Here is an 18,018-nt window from a genome sequence, read left to right as displayed (position 1 = left end):
TCAAAAGGAATAGTTATAGGGAGTATCGTGCCGGCCTTATTTTTATTATCGGACAAAAGACACAAATCTTTAATGTTTTTATTGATTTATATGCAGGCGGCTATGTTTTCTTTTTTTGAATTCCGCCATAAATAAAACCGGATAAGACAACACCAGCAAAGCCGAAATAAAAGAAATGATGCCGATCCAATGAAAATGCGTCCAAAAGAAACCGCCGCAAGACCCAGCCGCACTTGAACCGATATAATATGCAAGCAGATATAATGAAGAAGCTTGCGCGCGATGATCACCGGCTGCTCGGCCGACCCAGGCGCTTGCGATTGAATGTGCGCCGAAGAAGCCGAAGGTAAACACGGCAATGCCTGCAATTTTAAGGGCAAGCTGGGGCAAAAGTGTCACCGCTGCACCGGTCAGCATAATCAAAATCGCAATCTTAATCATTTTTGAGCTTCCGAAAAGGTCCGCTTTTTTCCCCATATAGACAGAGCTGAACGTTCCCGCGAGATAGACGATAAAAATAAAGCCGATCACAGTCTGCGACAAATGATAAGGAGCAGCCATTAGATGAAAACCGATATAGTTATATAAAGTGACAAAACTCCCCATTAATATAAACCCCAGAGAAATTAATAAAAGCAGCCGCTTGCGGTGTATGACCGCTCCATATTCTTTAAATGCCGCTTTTACGCCAGCATGCCGCTGAAATGAGTGGCGCGGAGCCGGAAGAAAACGCCAAAACAAATAGCTTAATATTATAGAAAGAATACCGATGATGGCAAGCGCCGGCCGCCAGCCGAATAAATCGGTCAGAAGCCCAGTTAACAGCCTCCCGCTCATTCCCCCGATGCTTGTGCCGCTGATATACAGGCCCATCATTTTCCCGAGGCCCTTCGGATCAAACTCCTCGCCTACATATGTCATAGCGACAGCCGGAACGCCTGCCAAAAAAATACCGAGCAGACCTCTCATCGCCAAAAGCGCCGGAAAAGCCGGACTGAACGCTGTTAATAGACCTAAAACAGAAGTGGCGGTTAGCGACAGCACCATCAATTTTTTTCTTCCGAATCCGTCAGATAACGAAGCGGCTGCCAATAATGAAAATGCCAAAACGGCTGTTGAGATGGATAAAGTTAAGCTGGCAGCCGCAGCAGAAATATGAAACTCTTCCGAAAACAAAGGCAAAAGCGGCTGTGTCGTGTAAAGCGTGGCAAATGTCACAAATCCGCTGATAAACAGAGCCAAGCTGGCCTTTCTGTACGCCTTTGTATGAGGCTGAATAAACGTCATGAATGTCCCTCTTTTCTCATTGTTGCTTATATGTGTATCGTACGCTTTTCATTTCAATGTGTCTAATTTATAATAACTATGGAATTAATGCGTATAGGTTATGAAGGAAGGAGAGAAGCCGAAAATGAACCTTCATCATCAAATTGACAGCTTCATTGCAGCGGCTAAAATAGATCATATAAAACAGAAAGAAATACAGGTAACGGAGGAGCGTCATGGCGAAAAAAACAGTTAAAACAAATGCCGTCCGTATCATTGAACAGCAAAACATTTCCTATGAGCTATTAAGTTACAAAACAGATGGGGGACAGCCTGCAGACGGCCTTTCCGTTTCGGAGAAAATCGGATATCCCGCCGAAAATGTCTATAAAACGCTAATAACATCGGCAGGAACAGAGCGTTATTACGTTTTTGTTGTTCCCGTTGCAAAGGAACTGAATCTGAAAAAGGCAGCAAAGGCAGCAGGTGAGAAGAAAATAGAAATGATTGCCATGAAGGACCTTTTGAGAATCACCGGCTATATGCGCGGAGGCTGTTCTCCGATCGGCATGAAAAAATGGTTTCCGACTTTTATTGATAAATCCGCCGAAACACTGGAGTTTATGATTGTCAGTGCGGGGAAAATCGGATTGCAGGTGAAATTAGCGCCTCAAGATTTAGCCGCAGTAAGCCGGGCATCCTTTACAGACATTGTATAAATGTCCGATGAATCGAACGAAATACACGTTTCAAGGGAGAATGATATGAGAAAAAGATACGAAAACTTGAATGGCGTGAAGAATGAACATGGATTCAGGGACATGTGGAAATGGATGAAGGAACGAAGAGAGAAAAGTAAAGACTTAAGCGAGAACATTCCGAAAGCGGCCGGCAGGGATGTTCATGGTGTTGCCGTCAATCGGACAAAAACGGCCATTACATGGATCGGCCATTCTTCATTTCTGATCCAAATACAAGGGCTTAACATGATCACCGACCCTGTATGGGCGCGGCGGATGGGCTTTCAAAAACGGCTGACAGATCCCGGATACGAATTGAGCGAACTGCCTGAGATTGATGCCGTGCTCATTTCACACGGGCATTATGACCATCTTGATTTTCCGAGTATAAAAAAACTGAGAGGAAATCCGGATTTTTACGTGCCTGCAGGACTGAAAAAGCTGTTCATCAAAAAAGGCTGCAAAAAGGTATTTGAAATGAATTGGTGGGATCGTTTTGAGATGCGGGGAGTGAACATATCATTTGTGCCTGCCCAGCACTGGACACGGAGAACGCTTTGGGATACCGATACCTCTCACTGGGGAGGCTGGGTCATAGAAAGCGAAAACGGTGAATCCATCTATTTTGCAGGAGATACCGGCTATTTTGAAGGCTTCAAAGAAATCGGAGAAAGGTTTCATATTAAGGCGGCTCTGATGCCGATAGGCGCGTACGAACCGGAATGGTTTATGAAAGTGTCACATATCAATCCGGAAGATGCCGTGAAAGCGTTTTTGGAGCTGAAGGCTGACAGCTTCATTCCCATGCATTACGGGGCATTCCGGCTTGCTGATGATACAGGCCCGGAAGCATTAAGCAGACTGCACAGCGAATGGGACCGACTTGCATTACCTCCGGAAAAACTGAAAGCATTAGCGCTCGGAGAAACATTTTGGCTGTAACGGCTGGCCTTTTCAGAATAGAAGAAGCCAATTCCGAGACGAAAAACCGCTGTTCGGCTGTTTAAAGTTTCTGGTTCAGCCAAAGCTGTTTAACATATCGATTTTCCTGCCCCCCAGTTCTCTTTCTGGGGGTATTTTGCATGAATGTTTATTCTCTCAGCTTGTATACTTCCCGTGCCATGGATTCAAGTATGTACATGGCGGGGATTTGGGTGGTGATATTCGCATTTTCAACCCATTCTTCCGTCACGTAATATGAAAGGTTTACATCGGACATTTTGGCGATGGTCGAGTGTTTATGGTTTGTAATACTGATGACCCGGCTGCCTTCTTGTTTCAGCTGATTCAGATGAGTGACCGTAGAGTGGCCTTCACCTGAAACCGACAGAGCGATTGTTATGCTGTTTTGGCGGAAATGGGAATGGACCGGAAAGTAAGGATCTTTAATGTACATGGAGAGTTTCCCTAAGCATGAAAAATATCTGGCTCCGTATTCGGCAAGAATTCCCGAACTTCCCACTCCGATAAAAATGACGCTTTCTGCATCGGCCGCAAGGGCTGCGGCTTTCTTCAGCTTTTCTTCCATGCCCCCGCTCATTGTCCTCTCAAAAAATTCGGCAACGGAATGATGGGGACTTTTTACATTTGTTTTTTTATTTGCCTCCGCATGCATTTTCAGCTTGACCTTAAATTCCGAAAACCCTTCACAGTTTATTTTTTTGCAGAAACGTAAAATAGAAGCCGTAGATACATGGGTTTCATCTGCCAGCTCACGGATCCGCATATAGACGACTTTTTCGCTGTTTTGAGAGATGTAGTTGTATAAAGAAGTTTCAAGCTCGTTAAATGAAGCAATCATTTCATGTTTGAACATGCAGGGGGATTCTCCTTTTCATGAGAATGGTGAATGTACATCTAATCGTAACATATCATTTTATAAGAAACATAGCGTTATATGTACGTGACAAATCACTTATTGTGTCATTCAGAACAAGACGTCACCCAATGATTTACGGGACGAATAAACTGCGGATATAATTCGTTCATACGCTATTCGAATCAATTCTTCAAGGGTCTGAAAAAAGGAGGACAATATGGGTGTTAAGCTGATAGCCGTTGATATGGACGGGACGTTTCTGAATGATGAAATGGCATATAACAACGAGCGTTTTATGAATCAGTATCGTGAATTAAAAGCGCGGGGAATTAAATTTGCCGTAGCAAGCGGCAACCAATATGCCCAGCTGAAATCTTTCTTTCCGGAAATCGAAAGTGAAATCGCTTTCGTTGCTGAGAATGGCGCCTTCGTCGTGAATGCCGGAGAAGAATTATTCGCGGGTAAAATGTCTGAAGATACAATACAAGCGGTATTCGATGCTTTAGAGCGGTATGATGTGAAAAACGTCATTGTCTGCGGAAAAAATAGCGCGTATATTCATGAAAATGCCGGAGAAGATGAATATCTGCATGCCGGTAAGTATTATCATGTGTTAAAAAGGGTGCCGCATTTTGAAAACATCGATGATGACATTTTTAAATTTTCCATCAGTTTCCCCGCCGAACATTGTTCCGCACTGCTGAGCCATTTGAAAAACGACATCGGATCTTTCGTGACGCCTGTATCAAGCGGGCACGGTGACATAGATCTGATCATACCGGGGCTTCATAAAGCAAGCGGGATGAAGCTTCTCCAGAAACAATGGGGGATAAATGATGAAGAATGCGCGGCCTTCGGAGACAGCGGGAATGATTTGGAGATGGTGTCCGCCGTGAAATACGGAGTCGCCATGGACAATGCGCATGAAAGCATTAAACAGGCTGCCGCGCATATCACGCAATCCAACAATGAAGAAGGGGTCTTAAACGCGATTGATGCCATTCTCAAAGATGAAAAACCGTTTGTCTGAAAAAGACGTTTTAACTGCGGAGGTGCTGAACGATGATTAAGTTAGTGATTACGGATTTAGACGGCACATTTTTAAATAATCAAGGCGATTTTGACCGAACATTATTTGAAGAGACTAAACGAGTAATGGCGGAACAGCATGTCGCTTTCGCCCTCTGTACCGGAAAACAGTGTGAAAGGGTGGAGGCTTTATTCGGAGAAGATGCGAAGGATTTTTGGATTTTAGGAGACAGTGCCACACGTATGAAAAAGAACGGCAAATTCATATATGAATCTTTGATCAGCAATGAAGCGGGACTGTCAATTATAAAGGTTTTGGAAAAAATCAGCTGCGGGCACAGCATTATTGCCTGCACAAAAAAAGGCGCGATGGTGAAAGAGAACCTGTCTGAAAGTGAAATGAAATTCGTGAATGCCTCTTATGCTCATGTAACAAAAATAGCTGATTTCACTGAGATAAAAGACGACTTTATCAAGATTACGGTTCATGACCCCGACGCCAACTGCCAGGAAACGAGAGAAAAGCTGCATGAATTTTTTCATCAATTATATATCGTAGCATCAGAAGACACCTGGATGGACATATCAAATATCGGAATACACAAAGGAACAACCGTACAGGAACTGCAGCGATTGTTAGGGGTTTCGCCTGATGAAACAATGGCGTTCGGAGACGGACGCAATGACAAAGAATTGATGGAAGCGGCATCCTACAGCTTTGCGGTCAAAAACGCCATTGACGAAATAAAAGATGCGGCGCATTTTGTCATTAAATCAAATGAGGAAAGCGGCGTCATGCATACGATTATGAGAATATTAGCGCTGCAGGAACAGAACATGAAGACATCACATGGGTAAATCGCGTGTGCTGAAGTCGGTGCGGCAGGACTTGCTAGGGGACGAAAAAAAGCAGACTACCCGAAGGCTGCTTTTTTTCTGCAATAATGAATATATATCTATAAATGATTGAGTGTATCAGTGTAATATGTAATAAATGGAATGGAACGTATGGGAAAATCACTTCATATCACTTGATATTAGACAAAGCGCTGAATAAAAGCAGGAAATTTCCCGTTTTGAAATCATGAGGAGGTGTTTGTATGAGTCCGCTGTTGAGTCCTGCGTATATCATTCTCATCATTCTTCCGGGAACTTCTTTTCTGTTGGGGATTTTAGGATATTTCATCTTCAAAAAAGTATGGATGATGGTTGTTATTGTTTTTATTTTGTCCTTGATATTTATGTTTATTGTAATAGGGGCCGAGCCGACATTTTTCATTTGGGTGGCTATGATGACGGGGAGCTGTTTTATCTCCGGTTCAATCACTAAAACGATATGGACTTTTGTAACGCGAAACAATTAGATAGAAGAATCCTGTTGGAACAGCTATACTTCTTTTTATCGATTATCTGTTGGATTCTTATTTTGTATGTTATTGTCAGATCGGGCTTTCTGTTAAGAATGTCATTAGACATGTCTGTTTAAAGTTTTGTTCTTTTTACTTAACGGAGCATGATTATTGAACTCGGGCGCATGGAAAAAAGGAGGATTTTTATGTTTCAAACCTTAGATCATTTTTTGAAATCTTGGGAGTTCGAAGCCGATGCGACACAGAAACTATTAAATACTCTGACTGATAAATCACTAAAACAAGAAATCACTTCACAGAACTGGACTTTAGGCCGTATTGCTTGGCATACTGTTGCTGCTATTCGCATCATCACATTAAACACAGATTTAACGTTTCGCGCCCCAGCTGAAGATTATCCCGTTCCCGATTCGGCCCAGTTGATAGCTGACGGCTATCATCAAGCAAGCAATGCGTTCGTGCAGGCGTTAAAAACGCAATGGACTGACGATACACTTGAAGAACGTATCAACTTTATGGGTCAGCAGCTGCCCAATGGTTCACTTTTACTGTTTTTAATTCAACATCAAAGTCATCATCGGGGACAAATGACCGTTCTTATGAGACAGGCGGGTTTACCTGTTCCGGGTATTTATGGCCCGGCAAAAGAGGAATGGACAAAGTTTGGGTTGGAAGCTCCGGAATAGGATGTTGTTGTAAGAGCTCGAATGAATAGATAATACCAATCGATGTTGGTATCTTTTTTGTTTTAGTCTTAGAATTATTAAACCGGGATCCATGAAATGCCACGAATCACAGTTAAAAAGACGTAAAGCAAGGTGAATAAATGCAGAAAGGTGATTAATGATAACTAAAATGACTCGATTCAATATGAAAGACTTCAATAAACCAAACGAACCTTTCGTTGTTTCAGGGAGAATCATCCCTTCATTTGAAAAATGTGTGGACATATACAGAGGAGATATTTGCTGAACCTTATGTCAAAAAATATGACGATGAAGAAATTGATGTCAGTTATATTGAAGAAGAGGATAAAGTTGTCTTTTTTTATTACGCAGAGAACCACTGTGTCGGCCGGAGTAAGCTTCGTTCTAATTGGAATGGATACGCACTGATTGAAGACATTGCCGTTGCAAATAGAAAAAATGGTGTCGGGACGGCTATATTGGATAAAGCGATTGAGTGGACAAAGGAGAATCATTTATGCGGTCTTATGCTTGAAACACAAGATATTAACGTTTCAGCTTGTCATTTTTATGCCGAAAATAACTTTGCCATAGGAGCGGACGATACGATGCGTTATTGCAATTTTTCAACAGCATATAGCGGGTATGTGTCGCAATGTATTCATAATATCGGATTGAGGATTTTTCTTTTTTTGCATCCAGCCTTATTGTCGTATACCTTAATCTGTATATAATAAGATATATCAATCTATGCAGGGGGAGTTAAGTATGAAGTGCAAAAAAATGAACAGGGTACAATTAAAAGAGGGAAGCGTATCAATGGCCCTATAAACTGCGTCGGCCCTCATTAATGGAGGGGAAATTGTGAATACGCCTTATTCACAATCAACTTTACGGCACAACCAAGTGTTCATTTGGCTTTGTGTTCTGTCATTTTTCAGCGTATTAAATGAAATGGTTTTGAACGTCTCGTTACCTGATATCGCCAACGACTTTCATAAACTGCCAGCGAGTGCAAACTGGGTGAACACGGCCTTTATGCTCACCTTTTCCATCGGAACTGCTCTGTATGGGAAGTTATCAGATCAGCTGGGCATCAAAAAGCTGCTCCTGTTTGGGATTATGGTCAATGGCTTCGGATCAATCATTGGATTTGTCGGACACTCTTTCTTTTCTGTACTCATTCTGGCCCGATTTATTCAAGGGGCTGGTGCTGCCGCATTCCCGGCACTTGTAATGGTTGCAGTAGTACGCTATATTCCGAAAGAAAACAGGGGTAAAGCATTTGGTCTGATCGGGTCGCTGGTGGCAATGGGGGAAGGTGTCGGACCAGCTATTGGCGGAATGATCGCTCATTATATTCACTGGTCATATTTGCTGCTTATTCCAACAGCAACAGTTATCACCGTTCCATTCCTGATAAAACTGCTTGAAAAGGAAGAAAGAATCAGCGGGCGCTTTGATATGGCGGGGATTATATTAATGTCTGCAGGCATCGTATTTTTTCTGCTGTTTACAACGTCATATAGAATGTCTTTTCTGACCATCAGTATTCTAGCTTTCCTGATATTTGTGAAACATATTAGGAAAACTCAAGATCCCTTTGTTGACCCTGCACTGGGGAAAAATGTCTTGTTTATGATGGGCGTCCTTTGCGGAGGCCTGATATTCGGCACTGCTGCAGGATTTGTGTCTATGGTTCCTTATATGATGAAAGATGTTCACCATTTAAGTACTGCGGCAATTGGAAGCGGGATTATGTTCCCCGGGACGATGAGCGTCATCATCTTCGGTTACATTGGAGGATTGCTTGTTGATCGGAAAGGTTCTTTATATGTGCTCACCATCGGGATTGTATTGATGTCTTCCAGCTTTTTAATCGCTGCCTTTTTTATAGATGCGACACCTTGGCTCATGACCGTTATAATCGTTTTTGTTTTTGGGGGGCTCTCCTTCACAAAAACGGTTATATCTACAATTGTGTCTGGCAGTTTAAAACAAAAGGAAGCCGGGGCCGGAATGAGTTTGCTTAATTTTACGAGCTTTCTATCAGAGGGAACGGGCATTGCGATTGCAGGCGGTTTATTATCGATCCGTTTGCTGGATCAAAGGCTGCTGCCTGTTAACGCTGATCATTCCGCTTATTTGTACAGTAATATGCTGGTCCTATTTGCAGGAATCATCGTTATGAGCTGGCTGGTAACTCTGAATGTCTATAAACGTTCGCGGAGAAATGACTAAAAAGGGAAAAGGATCAAACTTGATAAAAGTTTTGATCCTTTTTTGAGGAGCTTCCTTATTCCGAAACCTTTTGTCGATCAATGAAAGGAGAGTTAAGGTGAATTACATTTATAAGAAAAAGGATAAGAAAAATGGAAATTGTATCATATCAATCAGAGATAAATGGGAGAATGCACTTATTGAGTTTGAACAAAAAAATAATCAAATTGAGATTGTGATCAATTACCGTAACGAGAAAACAACTAAGTTTTCACTGCCAATCGAGACTTTTGAAAAAGTGTATGAGGATATTATAATAGGCCGGAGAGAAAGTTAATCATTCTGTTTGAAAATGACCATGAAGTTCGTAAGCAGTATGGTCTTAACACGAATCTGGATTCCCTTAGAAAAGCAAAGGTTTTGGGGATTTATGTTAAAATAATAGTCAGAACCTTGTGCAGCGGACAGGGAGTTTCGTTGCTTCATAAGGAGGGGGAACTATGAAAAATAAGATTCACATACTGGGAGCCTCTGGAGTCGGAACTTCAACATTGGGTGCTGCATTATCAAAGCATTTGCCTCATACGCATCTTGATACAGATGATTACTATTGGACAGATAAATTCACTGAAAAAAGAGAAATTCCTGAAAGAAGAAAGCTGCTTGAAAAAGACTTAACAATAAATGAGAAATGGATTCTTTCTGGCGCAGTGTGCCGCTGGGGCGATGATCTAAAAAGTGATTTTGACCTTGTCATCTTCTTATGGATTCCGCAAGATATCCGGCTTGAAAGATTAAGGCATAGGGAATTTCAGCGTTATGGAAACGAAGTGTTAGCCGGCGGCAGTAAATATGAAGAATCAAAAACATTTTTAGAGTGGGCATCTTTATATGATAATGCTGGAATGGAAGTTAGAAGTAAAGCTTTACACGAACATTGGATGGCAGATTTATCTTGTCCAGTGTTAAGAATTGAAGGAGATTACTCAGTCAATGAAAGAGTTGACCGTGTCTTGGATTATTTGAATTCTAATTAAACGAACAGAAGCATAGAAAACTCACTTCAGGAAACCGTGAAGGCAGGAATCAAAACGGGAGATCTTGGTGGTAATCATCAACGTCAGACTTTGCAGAAGCAATTGCAGAAAGGATCGGACGTTAAAGCGGGAAATAAGAGGCGCGATGCAGAGCATCAAAACGCAATAGGATACCTCAATTTAGATTTTCTGTAAGAAAGGCTCTGCTCATAAAAAAACTCAATTCGTAGATTAGTGGCATCAATATTGCCGCAGATCGGGTTAGTGAGGAAGGGATGAGACCCCTTCCTATAAGATACATTACTTTTTTGAAATGGGTATCCAAATTTCACTTTTAAAAGATGGCGATGTTACATCTTTATGCTCATTCCACAGTATTTCTGGGCCTTCAATTTGTTCATAATTTGACGATGGAAACCATTCGGAATAAATCCGCCCCCATACTTCCTGCAGTGCAGTCGGAAATGATCCGGCTGCTTCGAATACAGCCCACGTTGAGGCAGGGACTTCAAGCTGTGATAGATGATTTGGGCAATGTTTTGTTGTGGCTGCGCCAATATAGTGATCAAGCTCTCCATTTTCCTCTGTCCGGCCTTCAGAAAAGTTCGTGGATGCACTAATGAGTCCTGCAGGCGCTGCATTAGAAAGCTCTTTTAGTTGATTGATTGCTGCTTCATCTAAACTTTCCCACATCGATGCAATGTCAGGATTCACTCCTTTGAACAAAATAGGGACTCTTTTTTTAATGCCGACGATGCGAAATGCCTCTTTTTCTTCAATGCGATAGTTCATTTCACTTCCTCCTTTGATTGATAACTGGAAGGTCATTCGCGGATAAGCTTTAAGTGAATGGCCATTATGTTTAGCTTCTGATGGTCTTATGCCATGCAAATGTTTAAATGCTCGTGCGAAAGAATCTGGTGAGTGATAACTGTATTTTATTGCAAGATCAATCACCTTTACGCTGCTGTCTTTAAGTTCAAAAGCCGCAAGAGTAAGACGTCGTCGACGAATATATTCCGATAATGAAATACCTGCAAGGAAGGAAAACATCCTTTTAAAAATGATATTCAGAGCAGAAAGCAAGCTTTGCTGCTTCTTTGAAATCAATATCGTTCGTGAGGTTTTCTTCAATATACGTTAATGCGCTATTCATCCTTTTAAGCGAATCCATTTATTTGACCTCCTTTAACAAAAGAATAACTGGAGCGAAATGTATCTACCCGACATTCCGTGCACAGTTTTGCAGGATAACTTATATGTAATAAATTAAGTGATTCACCTGTATTTGTACAGCTAAAGAAAACACCTAATAACTGATTGGGTCAAGGTGAAAGAAAGTTATCATTGTTTTATATTAAAAAGAAAATAAGAAAAAGCCGGGATGTCAGATCCGGCTTTTCGCTCATTTCCCCTTCGATTTCTTCCGCTTCTTTTTCTCCGCCCGGTAAACCTCATGAAACTCAAATTGCCTCTGATCGTTTTCAAACTTGATAATATTACATTAAACCTTCTTCATAAATGGAGCTTTTTTATTTAATATCAACAGAAACAATGGAATCAAATGCGATATAATTATTATCCCCTTTTAAGTCCTTGAGGTCTAACCTTATTTTTTGGGGAGAGAAAAAAGGCAATAGGGAACCGCAATTTATATTTTCGGATAGACTGCAATAAGTTTTTTATTTTCGGATTGAAACATAGAAGAGGAGGAGTTAGAAAGCTCACTCCTCTTTAGATTTAGCTAGATAAAATAAGTAATCATTTTTTTAACCAGTTATCATATTCAGTTCTATTTTTTAGAGGTATTGCATCTTTACTCAAAAGTCCAATTAAGCACTTGAATTGTTTTTTACATCTACTTACGTTTTCAATTCTATATTTTAGATAATTGTCTTCTCTTTCTTCTTTTATTACTGCAAAAAGTTGTTCAACCTCTTTTAATGAGAAATTTTTTATCATTCTTTCATAATATGGTGCTGCCGAATTTGAAGTTCCATAGTTATTTCCAACATAACACAAAGCTACTGTAGCAACATATCTTTTTAAGATAGGATTCGGTATTTTTTTATCAAAAGAAGAAGCTAATCTTTCAGCAAATGGTTTTTCGTTATAAAAATTATCCATACCGTGATGTGCTTCCTCCAAGTTTTTAATGGCTGTAAGAACAATTGAAGCTATTTTATCCTTAGGAAGTAATTCTAGTGCTCCAACTTTCTCAAAAAAACGTTCTGAATACTGTTTTTTTGATTTTGATTTAATCATATAAGATGAATATTCCCCTAAAATTTCTCCAATGGCATTATCACTGTATGTTTCCCATGTTTTTTGAGAAATTATTAAGCAGTTTTCTCTTACATATTCATCGTTTTTTTCATCAACATAATTAGCGAAAAGCATTTTTAATATAGCAGACTTTTGTAAGTCATTTGCTCTTAATATTTTTTCTGTAAACGTTTCAATTGTTTGTGAATCCATTTTGCCTTGTTTTATAATGTTCATAAAATCAGATACAGGAAAACCTTCATATTGAATATCATTACCTAATATATGTTTAGTGCATTGATGCATAAAATAATTAAGTTCAATACCATCTAACATTGAATTTGAGGGATGCGCAGATGAATAGTTATTTCTTATCTCTCTACAATTATTGATAAAGAAATATGAATCATCGTTTAAAAATCCCAACTCAACGCATATATCAATTAATTCCTTATCACGAATTTCTCCTAGTTTTTTTTCGTTAATATCTCTCTTTAAAAAAGATGCTGCTTCTGAATACCCAAAATTTTTTACTTTATGTTTTAAGGCTAAAATTGCAGTATTCCACATATCATTTACAGCTGCACTAAACAGTCCAATTCTAATTGATACAACCATTCTAGCAAGCAATTCGTGTCTGTATTCTAATTTTACATTCTCCAAAGTTGACCGCAAATTAGACCACACTGTTTTAATATCTTGTTGTGTAGCAAGGACATTTCTGGGAATGCCTAAAGAGGTAGTTAAACTCGTTATAATAGATTCTGTATCACACTCGGCAAAATCAGGCAAATTTGGTGGTTTTATTGAAGTTAAATAAGACATAAGATCCCCCTTTTTGATAACAATATTACCACAATTTTCTTCAAGTTTCCTTTGGTTTTGTAAAATATTCCGGGTGGAAAGGAGGTCAAAAAATATGGGGATATGCTTGTTCTCTTGTTTGAAAAGCATGTTGCTTGATGTTATTTTTTTGAAGAAAAGATTCTGAATGTTTGTTATAATAAGGAAAAATATGTTGAACAGGGGGAGAATACCTTGTCAAATGATTATTACGAACTAAAAGGTGTACAAGCAATTCAAATGGAAACACTAAAATTAGAATCAAAGTTAGTTTCCAAAATAAATTCTGGAGATAAAGATATATCGTTTGATGGGGAAATACAGTTATATTCTTCATCAATACATACTACAGAAACATTTGAAGAAAGTGTAAGGGTTCAAGTTAAGGGGACAGGAGTCGAAGAATTCTCAGAATCAAGAACTACTCACTCTTTAGAACTTAAACACTATAAAAATTATCTAAATTGTGGTGGGGTTTTGTTTTTTGTGGTTCAGGTAAGGAAAAGGGATGAGAAAACCAAAATATTTTATAAACAGTTGTTGCCACTAGAATTATACAAAATAACTAATCAATATGAAAATCAAAAGTATAGAGTAATGGAACTAAAGGCGCTTGATGGAACTAGTCTGGAAAATGTGTGCAGATCTTATCTTTCAGAACAAAAAATACAGCCGATTATGTATATTGGTAAAGAATATAAGCCGGATGAATTTTCTTATTACAAACTTAGAAGTTTAACTTACGATTCTTCAAGTAAATTGTTAGATGGAGAATTTTATTTTTATGGTGTAAATAAATATGAAAAGATGTTCCCGATAGATATGATTACTTTAAAAGGAGTTACAGTAGCGAAAAAAAGAAATTTTAAAATTGGGAAAAAGAATTATAATTTATTTAGTGAATTTCATTACGAAGATTCTCAACAGAATTTAATAGTAGAACAAGTTTTAGAAATGAAGTTTTCACAAAACAGACTAACTTATGAAATAAAAAAATTTGGAACATTAGAAACTCAATTAAAGATAATCCCTTTTCTAATAGATATTTTTGAATGTACGGAGTTAGAATGTGAAGAATTTAAATTTAAATTGAATAATAACTCAAAAGTAAGTAGAGCAAAGGAGGTCCTTGAAGAGACGTATTCTAAATTAAATAAGTTGCAGCATATTTTTAAATACTTGAACATTCCGATAAATGCTAATGTAGGTGAGTTTGGGAAAAATTTTAATAATCAGTTGATATTTCTTATAAAAATTTTTTATGAGAGAGATTTAGAACACATAGAGGTTCCCGATGCTGTTACATTTATGGACATGTACTTTGGAGACTTAAGGATTGCTGTGCTTAATGATTCCGGTAAAGAAATAAAAATAAAAAATGCTTTTTCAAAAGAAGTAGCTGAAATGAAAGTGGTCGCTTGCACTGAAAACATTGAAGTTCATACTCCCGTCAGTATATATATTTTGATGAGCTCGAAATTAATGCATAACGTTATTAACTTTAATGAAGTAATTGTTAAGCAATCATTTGATATAGTAGCACCATTTAAAGATAATATGGTATTTGGAAAAACTAACGAATTCTGTTTAGAATGTATTAAAGCATTTGATATAAGTGGGAGGATTGAATTTCTATCAGTTGCTGAATATGTTTATCAAAAATATGATTACATTTCAGATGAAGATTATAATTCAATAGTAATATTTATAAACAAGTGTCAAATAGAATATAGAATTAATGGTAAACTCTCTGAGGAAAGTATAGAAAGGCTTATGAATATAAAGTGCATTCATAATAATATTTATGGTGTCTTATTTAGTGTTAACACATTATTAGGTTCAAAGGTTGAAGCGAGATATATGCTCAACAAGATGCCTCAAGAAGAGAGAAATTATTTTATTACTCTTCCTATTTATAAAATTTATAAAAAATAGTGGATAACAGTAATTGGATGCGTTTTTTCACAGTTTTTATCCATATATAAGAATATAGATATGGTAGTAGAACAAACGTTTTGTGATTTGATGATATAAATTGACCAAATTTAGGGTTGTTCAGAGAAAGTTGAGAAAACACCACCGATGGTTTTAAACCATCGGTGTTTTTATTTTTTCGTATAGATGGAAACGTTTAATAACACTGTAGTTTAATTTGAAATCTCCTCATTTGGACAAACTGCTGTTACATAGCATTACCCAAGGGGTGATGCATTTGAAGGTAATAATCATCGAAGGACCGCAAGCAGACAAATGCATTAACGATTGCCATCATTATTTAATAAAACTTTATAGGAAGGAGATCCAGAGTGTAGCAATATATGTAAGCGTATCGACCGAGGAACAAGCGATCAAGGGATCGAGTATCGACAGCCAGATTGAGGCCTGTATAAAAAAACAGGGACTAAGGATGTGCTGAAGTATGCGATGAAGGATTTTCTGGAGAGCTTTTAGAACGTCCGGCTTTGGATCGCTTGAGAGAATGCAAGCAAGGGACTTATTAGTCAAGTCATCTGCTACGATCCTGACCGTCTTTCTCGGAAATAGATCATTGAGCCATCAATCATACTGCAATAATTAGAAAAATAATTTTCATACTGGTACATCTCTTTTTCAAATATTCTTCCTCTATTAAAAAGAAAATAAGAAAAAGCCGGGATGTCAGATCCGGCTTTTCGCTCATTTCCCCTTCGACTTCTTTCGCTTCTCCTTCTCCGCCCGGTGAAACTCATGAAACATCTTCATCAGCGCGCGTTTTTCAATCCGCGACACATAACTCCTTGAAATGCCGAGCTCTTTAAATCAAGGCCGAAGCGGCCGACAATCACTTCTTTTTCGCGGTCGTCTAAAATGTCGATATATTTTTTGACCTTTTCAACTCCATGTTGATTTCTGAATGGTGTCAATCACATCTTCGCTTTCCGACTTGAGTACATTGATCAGGCTTATTTCATTCCCTTCTTTATCCTGACCGATCGGACCATGAAGGAAACGTTTCGTGCAGGTGCATTAACTGCTTGTTCAATTAGAGGAAGTGATTCTTCCTTAAGGGAGATCACTTTTGCTTATTCGACTAAAGCTGCAGTTTAGCGGAAGAAGGAGAAAGTTGACTTCCTTGAATTCTAAATAGGTCTAAAAAGAGGTTATTAATACGAAGGATTGAAAAAAAAGAACACACAGCAGATTCACTTGCTCTTGTTGGGGGGTAAGTGTTGACAACCCGATTACTGGTTTAATTAAAGAAGGAGTATAAAACCTGTATCAATGATGTTACGAGATATCTGCGACACAGGTTTTATACTTAGGTAACTCTTATATATTTCACATTGCATTTTTTTATTATGCAATCGTTCATTCTATTTCTGCTTTCAATTTTTCGAACCATTCTAAATTAACCAAGTGATGTGAACGGGAATTTTCGTTCATACGGCGAAAGTAATTGATTGTGCCGGGAATTTCTTGAGTGATGGACAGGTATTCATCAAGGAGCTCGATTCGAGTTTTAGTCTGATTGATTTGTGATTGGATCAGATCCAGTAATTTATTTTTGTCGAATTCATCGGCAAAGAGTAACGCCCCATAAAATTGCAGGTTCACATATTCCGATTTGGTGCCGTATTTGATCATTAATTTCTCGAATTCTGCCCTTCCCGATTCTGTGACGTTAAAGTTACGGATTTCACGCCCGCTGGTTGAGGGTTTCTGATGAATCTGTTCGATAAAACACTTTTCTTCAAGTTGCTGCAGATTGTAATAAAATGAACCTTTCGTGAAGTTAACAATGTATTTGTAATGACGTTTTTCCATTAAGGCCAGAAGTTCATAGCCGTGAGCGCCGGGGTTTTGGATGAGCAGGCCAAGGATAAGTAAGGGAATTATGGTTTCATCACCTTCGCCATCCACGCCTCAAATTCCGCGTACGTGATTTTGCCCGAAGCCAAATCCATACTATGAAGGTAAATCTGTTCTGTTTTAGAATAGCCACCCTTCACTTTCAGTGATTGCTCCTCTCCCGAAATAGGTTTCAGGATATGGCACTTTTTCGAAAAAGCCTCGAAATAGCGGTAACCGAATTTGCGTTGTGAAGCTGCGTCTAAATGAATGCCATCAGGATTCGCAGTCAAACCTGTTGCCGTAACAAAATAACGATTCGGTTGTTCATTAGCGAAACGCAGCAATTGTTCATTAACCTGTCGAAATTCGGTCGCATGCTGTCCAAAACCGGTCTTCCCAAGAAAGTCACCAAGCCCTCCAATCATCAACGGTACCTCATCAAGTTTCAACTCGTTTCTTAGCGTCTCGATGATAAGGGTTAATTTCTCGTAATAAGTTTCATGCAGCGAACGATAACTGTCACTCTCACCCTGGTGCCAAAGGATTCCGCAAATTTGACTGGACCGGAGAGCGAAGCGGGCTTCGGACAAAGCATGCTGAAAAAGGATACCTTCCGGATGCCAGTCATTCAATGAACTGCCACCTTCCGCACAAGGGATTAAGCCAATTTCTTCATCGGGATGAGCTTTCGACCATGCATCTGCAAAAGATGCCGCCAGGCCAACGCCGGAAACCGGACGGTCGTAATTAATCGGCTCTGTCATCATCTGCCACTGTCCATTGCGCAACATTTTTATTTTTTCATTATAGATAGGATCTACTTCATTCAAAAATCCACGGCCCGCCATATTCGACTGCCCCAACATCAAAAAAGACTTTATCATCTAATTTTTCACTTCTTTACATCAATAT

The 18,018-nt window shown here is 39.0% G+C and carries 16 protein-coding genes and 4 pseudogenes; 13 read left to right on the top strand and 7 right to left on the bottom strand.

The window, feature by feature from the left end:
- Positions 1-78: 78 nt before the first annotated feature.
- The gene (locus AC1DN5_RS08645; RefSeq protein ID WP_366969140.1) at positions 79-1,287 is read right to left on the bottom strand and encodes an MFS transporter; all 1,209 of its coding nucleotides are present in this window, start codon (positions 1,285-1,287) and stop codon (positions 79-81) included.
- A gap of 215 nt (positions 1,288-1,502) precedes the next feature.
- Between AC1DN5_RS08645 and ybaK the strand changes: the two genes are divergently transcribed.
- Together ybaK and AC1DN5_RS08635 are read left to right on the top strand one after the other, a co-directional pair.
- Positions 1,503-1,985: a Cys-tRNA(Pro) deacylase gene (gene ybaK / locus AC1DN5_RS08640; protein ID WP_198697922.1), complete on the top strand. Its 483-nt coding sequence runs from the start codon at positions 1,503-1,505 to the stop codon at positions 1,983-1,985.
- 45 nt (positions 1,986-2,030) lie between these two features.
- Positions 2,031-2,948, top strand: coding sequence for an MBL fold metallo-hydrolase (locus AC1DN5_RS08635; protein ID WP_099744683.1), 918 nt, complete (start codon positions 2,031-2,033; stop codon positions 2,946-2,948).
- Positions 2,949-3,096: 148 nt separating this feature from the next.
- On the opposite strand, the gene AC1DN5_RS08630 is transcribed toward AC1DN5_RS08635, so the two are convergent.
- Entirely contained in the window at positions 3,097-3,822 is a 726-nt protein-coding gene (locus AC1DN5_RS08630) for a MurR/RpiR family transcriptional regulator (protein WP_047475574.1), read from the bottom strand.
- A 220-nt stretch (positions 3,823-4,042) separates the two neighbouring features.
- Here AC1DN5_RS08630 and AC1DN5_RS08625 point away from each other — a divergent pair, with 220 nt between their 5' ends.
- From AC1DN5_RS08625 to AC1DN5_RS08585, 9 genes and pseudogenes are all read left to right on the top strand, one after another.
- Positions 4,043-4,855, top strand: coding sequence for a Cof-type HAD-IIB family hydrolase (locus AC1DN5_RS08625; RefSeq protein WP_366969141.1), 813 nt, complete (start codon positions 4,043-4,045; stop codon positions 4,853-4,855).
- A gap of 32 nt (positions 4,856-4,887) precedes the next feature.
- Positions 4,888-5,712, top strand: coding sequence for a Cof-type HAD-IIB family hydrolase (locus tag AC1DN5_RS08620; RefSeq protein ID WP_095241578.1), 825 nt, complete (start codon positions 4,888-4,890; stop codon positions 5,710-5,712).
- 242 nt (positions 5,713-5,954) lie between these two features.
- Positions 5,955-6,218, top strand: a complete 264-nt coding sequence (locus AC1DN5_RS08615) for a DUF2651 family protein (protein ID WP_366969142.1) — start codon at positions 5,955-5,957, stop codon at positions 6,216-6,218.
- A 191-nt stretch (positions 6,219-6,409) separates the two neighbouring features.
- A complete protein-coding gene (locus AC1DN5_RS08610) occupies positions 6,410-6,910 on the top strand; it encodes a DinB family protein (RefSeq protein ID WP_326351312.1) in 501 nt (166 codons plus the stop codon).
- Positions 6,911-7,067: 157 nt separating this feature from the next.
- A pseudogene (locus AC1DN5_RS08605) lies at positions 7,068-7,545 on the top strand (GNAT family N-acetyltransferase); the annotation flags it as partial.
- 133 nt (positions 7,546-7,678) lie between these two features.
- Positions 7,679-7,741, top strand: a complete 63-nt coding sequence (locus AC1DN5_RS08600) for a tetracycline resistance efflux system leader peptide (RefSeq protein WP_134816631.1) — start codon at positions 7,679-7,681, stop codon at positions 7,739-7,741.
- Between the two features lie 33 nt (positions 7,742-7,774).
- On the top strand, positions 7,775-9,151 hold the full coding sequence (gene tet, locus AC1DN5_RS08595; protein ID WP_366969143.1) for a Tet(L)/Tet(K)/Tet(45) family tetracycline efflux MFS transporter: 1,377 nt from the start codon (positions 7,775-7,777) through the stop codon (positions 9,149-9,151).
- Between the two features lie 97 nt (positions 9,152-9,248).
- Positions 9,249-9,467 carry a hypothetical protein gene (locus tag AC1DN5_RS08590; RefSeq protein WP_366969144.1) on the top strand — a complete coding sequence of 73 codons (219 nt, stop codon included), beginning with the start codon at positions 9,249-9,251 and terminating at the stop codon, positions 9,465-9,467.
- 163 nt (positions 9,468-9,630) lie between these two features.
- Positions 9,631-10,167, top strand: a complete 537-nt coding sequence (locus tag AC1DN5_RS08585; protein WP_366969145.1) for an ATP-binding protein — start codon at positions 9,631-9,633, stop codon at positions 10,165-10,167.
- A 300-nt stretch (positions 10,168-10,467) separates the two neighbouring features.
- On the opposite strand, the pseudogene AC1DN5_RS08580 reads toward AC1DN5_RS08585, so the two are convergent.
- Both AC1DN5_RS08580 and AC1DN5_RS08575 read right to left on the bottom strand, forming a co-directional pair.
- A pseudogene (locus tag AC1DN5_RS08580) lies at positions 10,468-11,341 on the bottom strand (AraC family transcriptional regulator).
- Positions 11,342-11,928: 587 nt separating this feature from the next.
- Positions 11,929-13,257, bottom strand: coding sequence for a hypothetical protein (locus tag AC1DN5_RS08575; RefSeq protein ID WP_366969146.1), 1,329 nt, complete (start codon positions 13,255-13,257; stop codon positions 11,929-11,931).
- A 213-nt stretch (positions 13,258-13,470) separates the two neighbouring features.
- Between AC1DN5_RS08575 and AC1DN5_RS08570 the strand changes: the two genes are divergently transcribed.
- Entirely contained in the window at positions 13,471-15,210 is a 1,740-nt protein-coding gene (locus AC1DN5_RS08570; RefSeq protein WP_366969147.1) for a hypothetical protein, read from the top strand.
- Positions 15,211-15,574: 364 nt separating this feature from the next.
- Positions 15,575-15,816: pseudogene (locus AC1DN5_RS08565) on the top strand (recombinase family protein); the annotation flags it as partial.
- A gap of 135 nt (positions 15,817-15,951) precedes the next feature.
- Here AC1DN5_RS08565 and AC1DN5_RS08560 read toward each other — a convergent pair.
- The 3 genes and pseudogenes from AC1DN5_RS08560 to AC1DN5_RS08550 form a co-directional block, all read right to left on the bottom strand.
- Positions 15,952-16,260 (bottom strand): annotated as a pseudogene (locus AC1DN5_RS08560) (sigma factor-like helix-turn-helix DNA-binding protein); the annotation flags it as partial.
- Positions 16,261-16,623: 363 nt separating this feature from the next.
- Entirely contained in the window at positions 16,624-17,151 is a 528-nt protein-coding gene (locus tag AC1DN5_RS08555) for a PadR family transcriptional regulator (protein ID WP_049627068.1), read from the bottom strand.
- Positions 17,148-17,990, bottom strand: coding sequence for a sialate O-acetylesterase (locus AC1DN5_RS08550; RefSeq protein WP_366969148.1), 843 nt, complete (start codon positions 17,988-17,990; stop codon positions 17,148-17,150). The genes AC1DN5_RS08555 and AC1DN5_RS08550 overlap by 4 nt, the downstream gene beginning before the upstream one ends.
- Positions 17,991-18,018 lie beyond the last annotated feature (28 nt).

Source organism: Bacillus sp. 01N42_2 (assembly GCF_056399565.1).
This window is presented reverse-complemented; position numbering and strand designations above follow the sequence as displayed.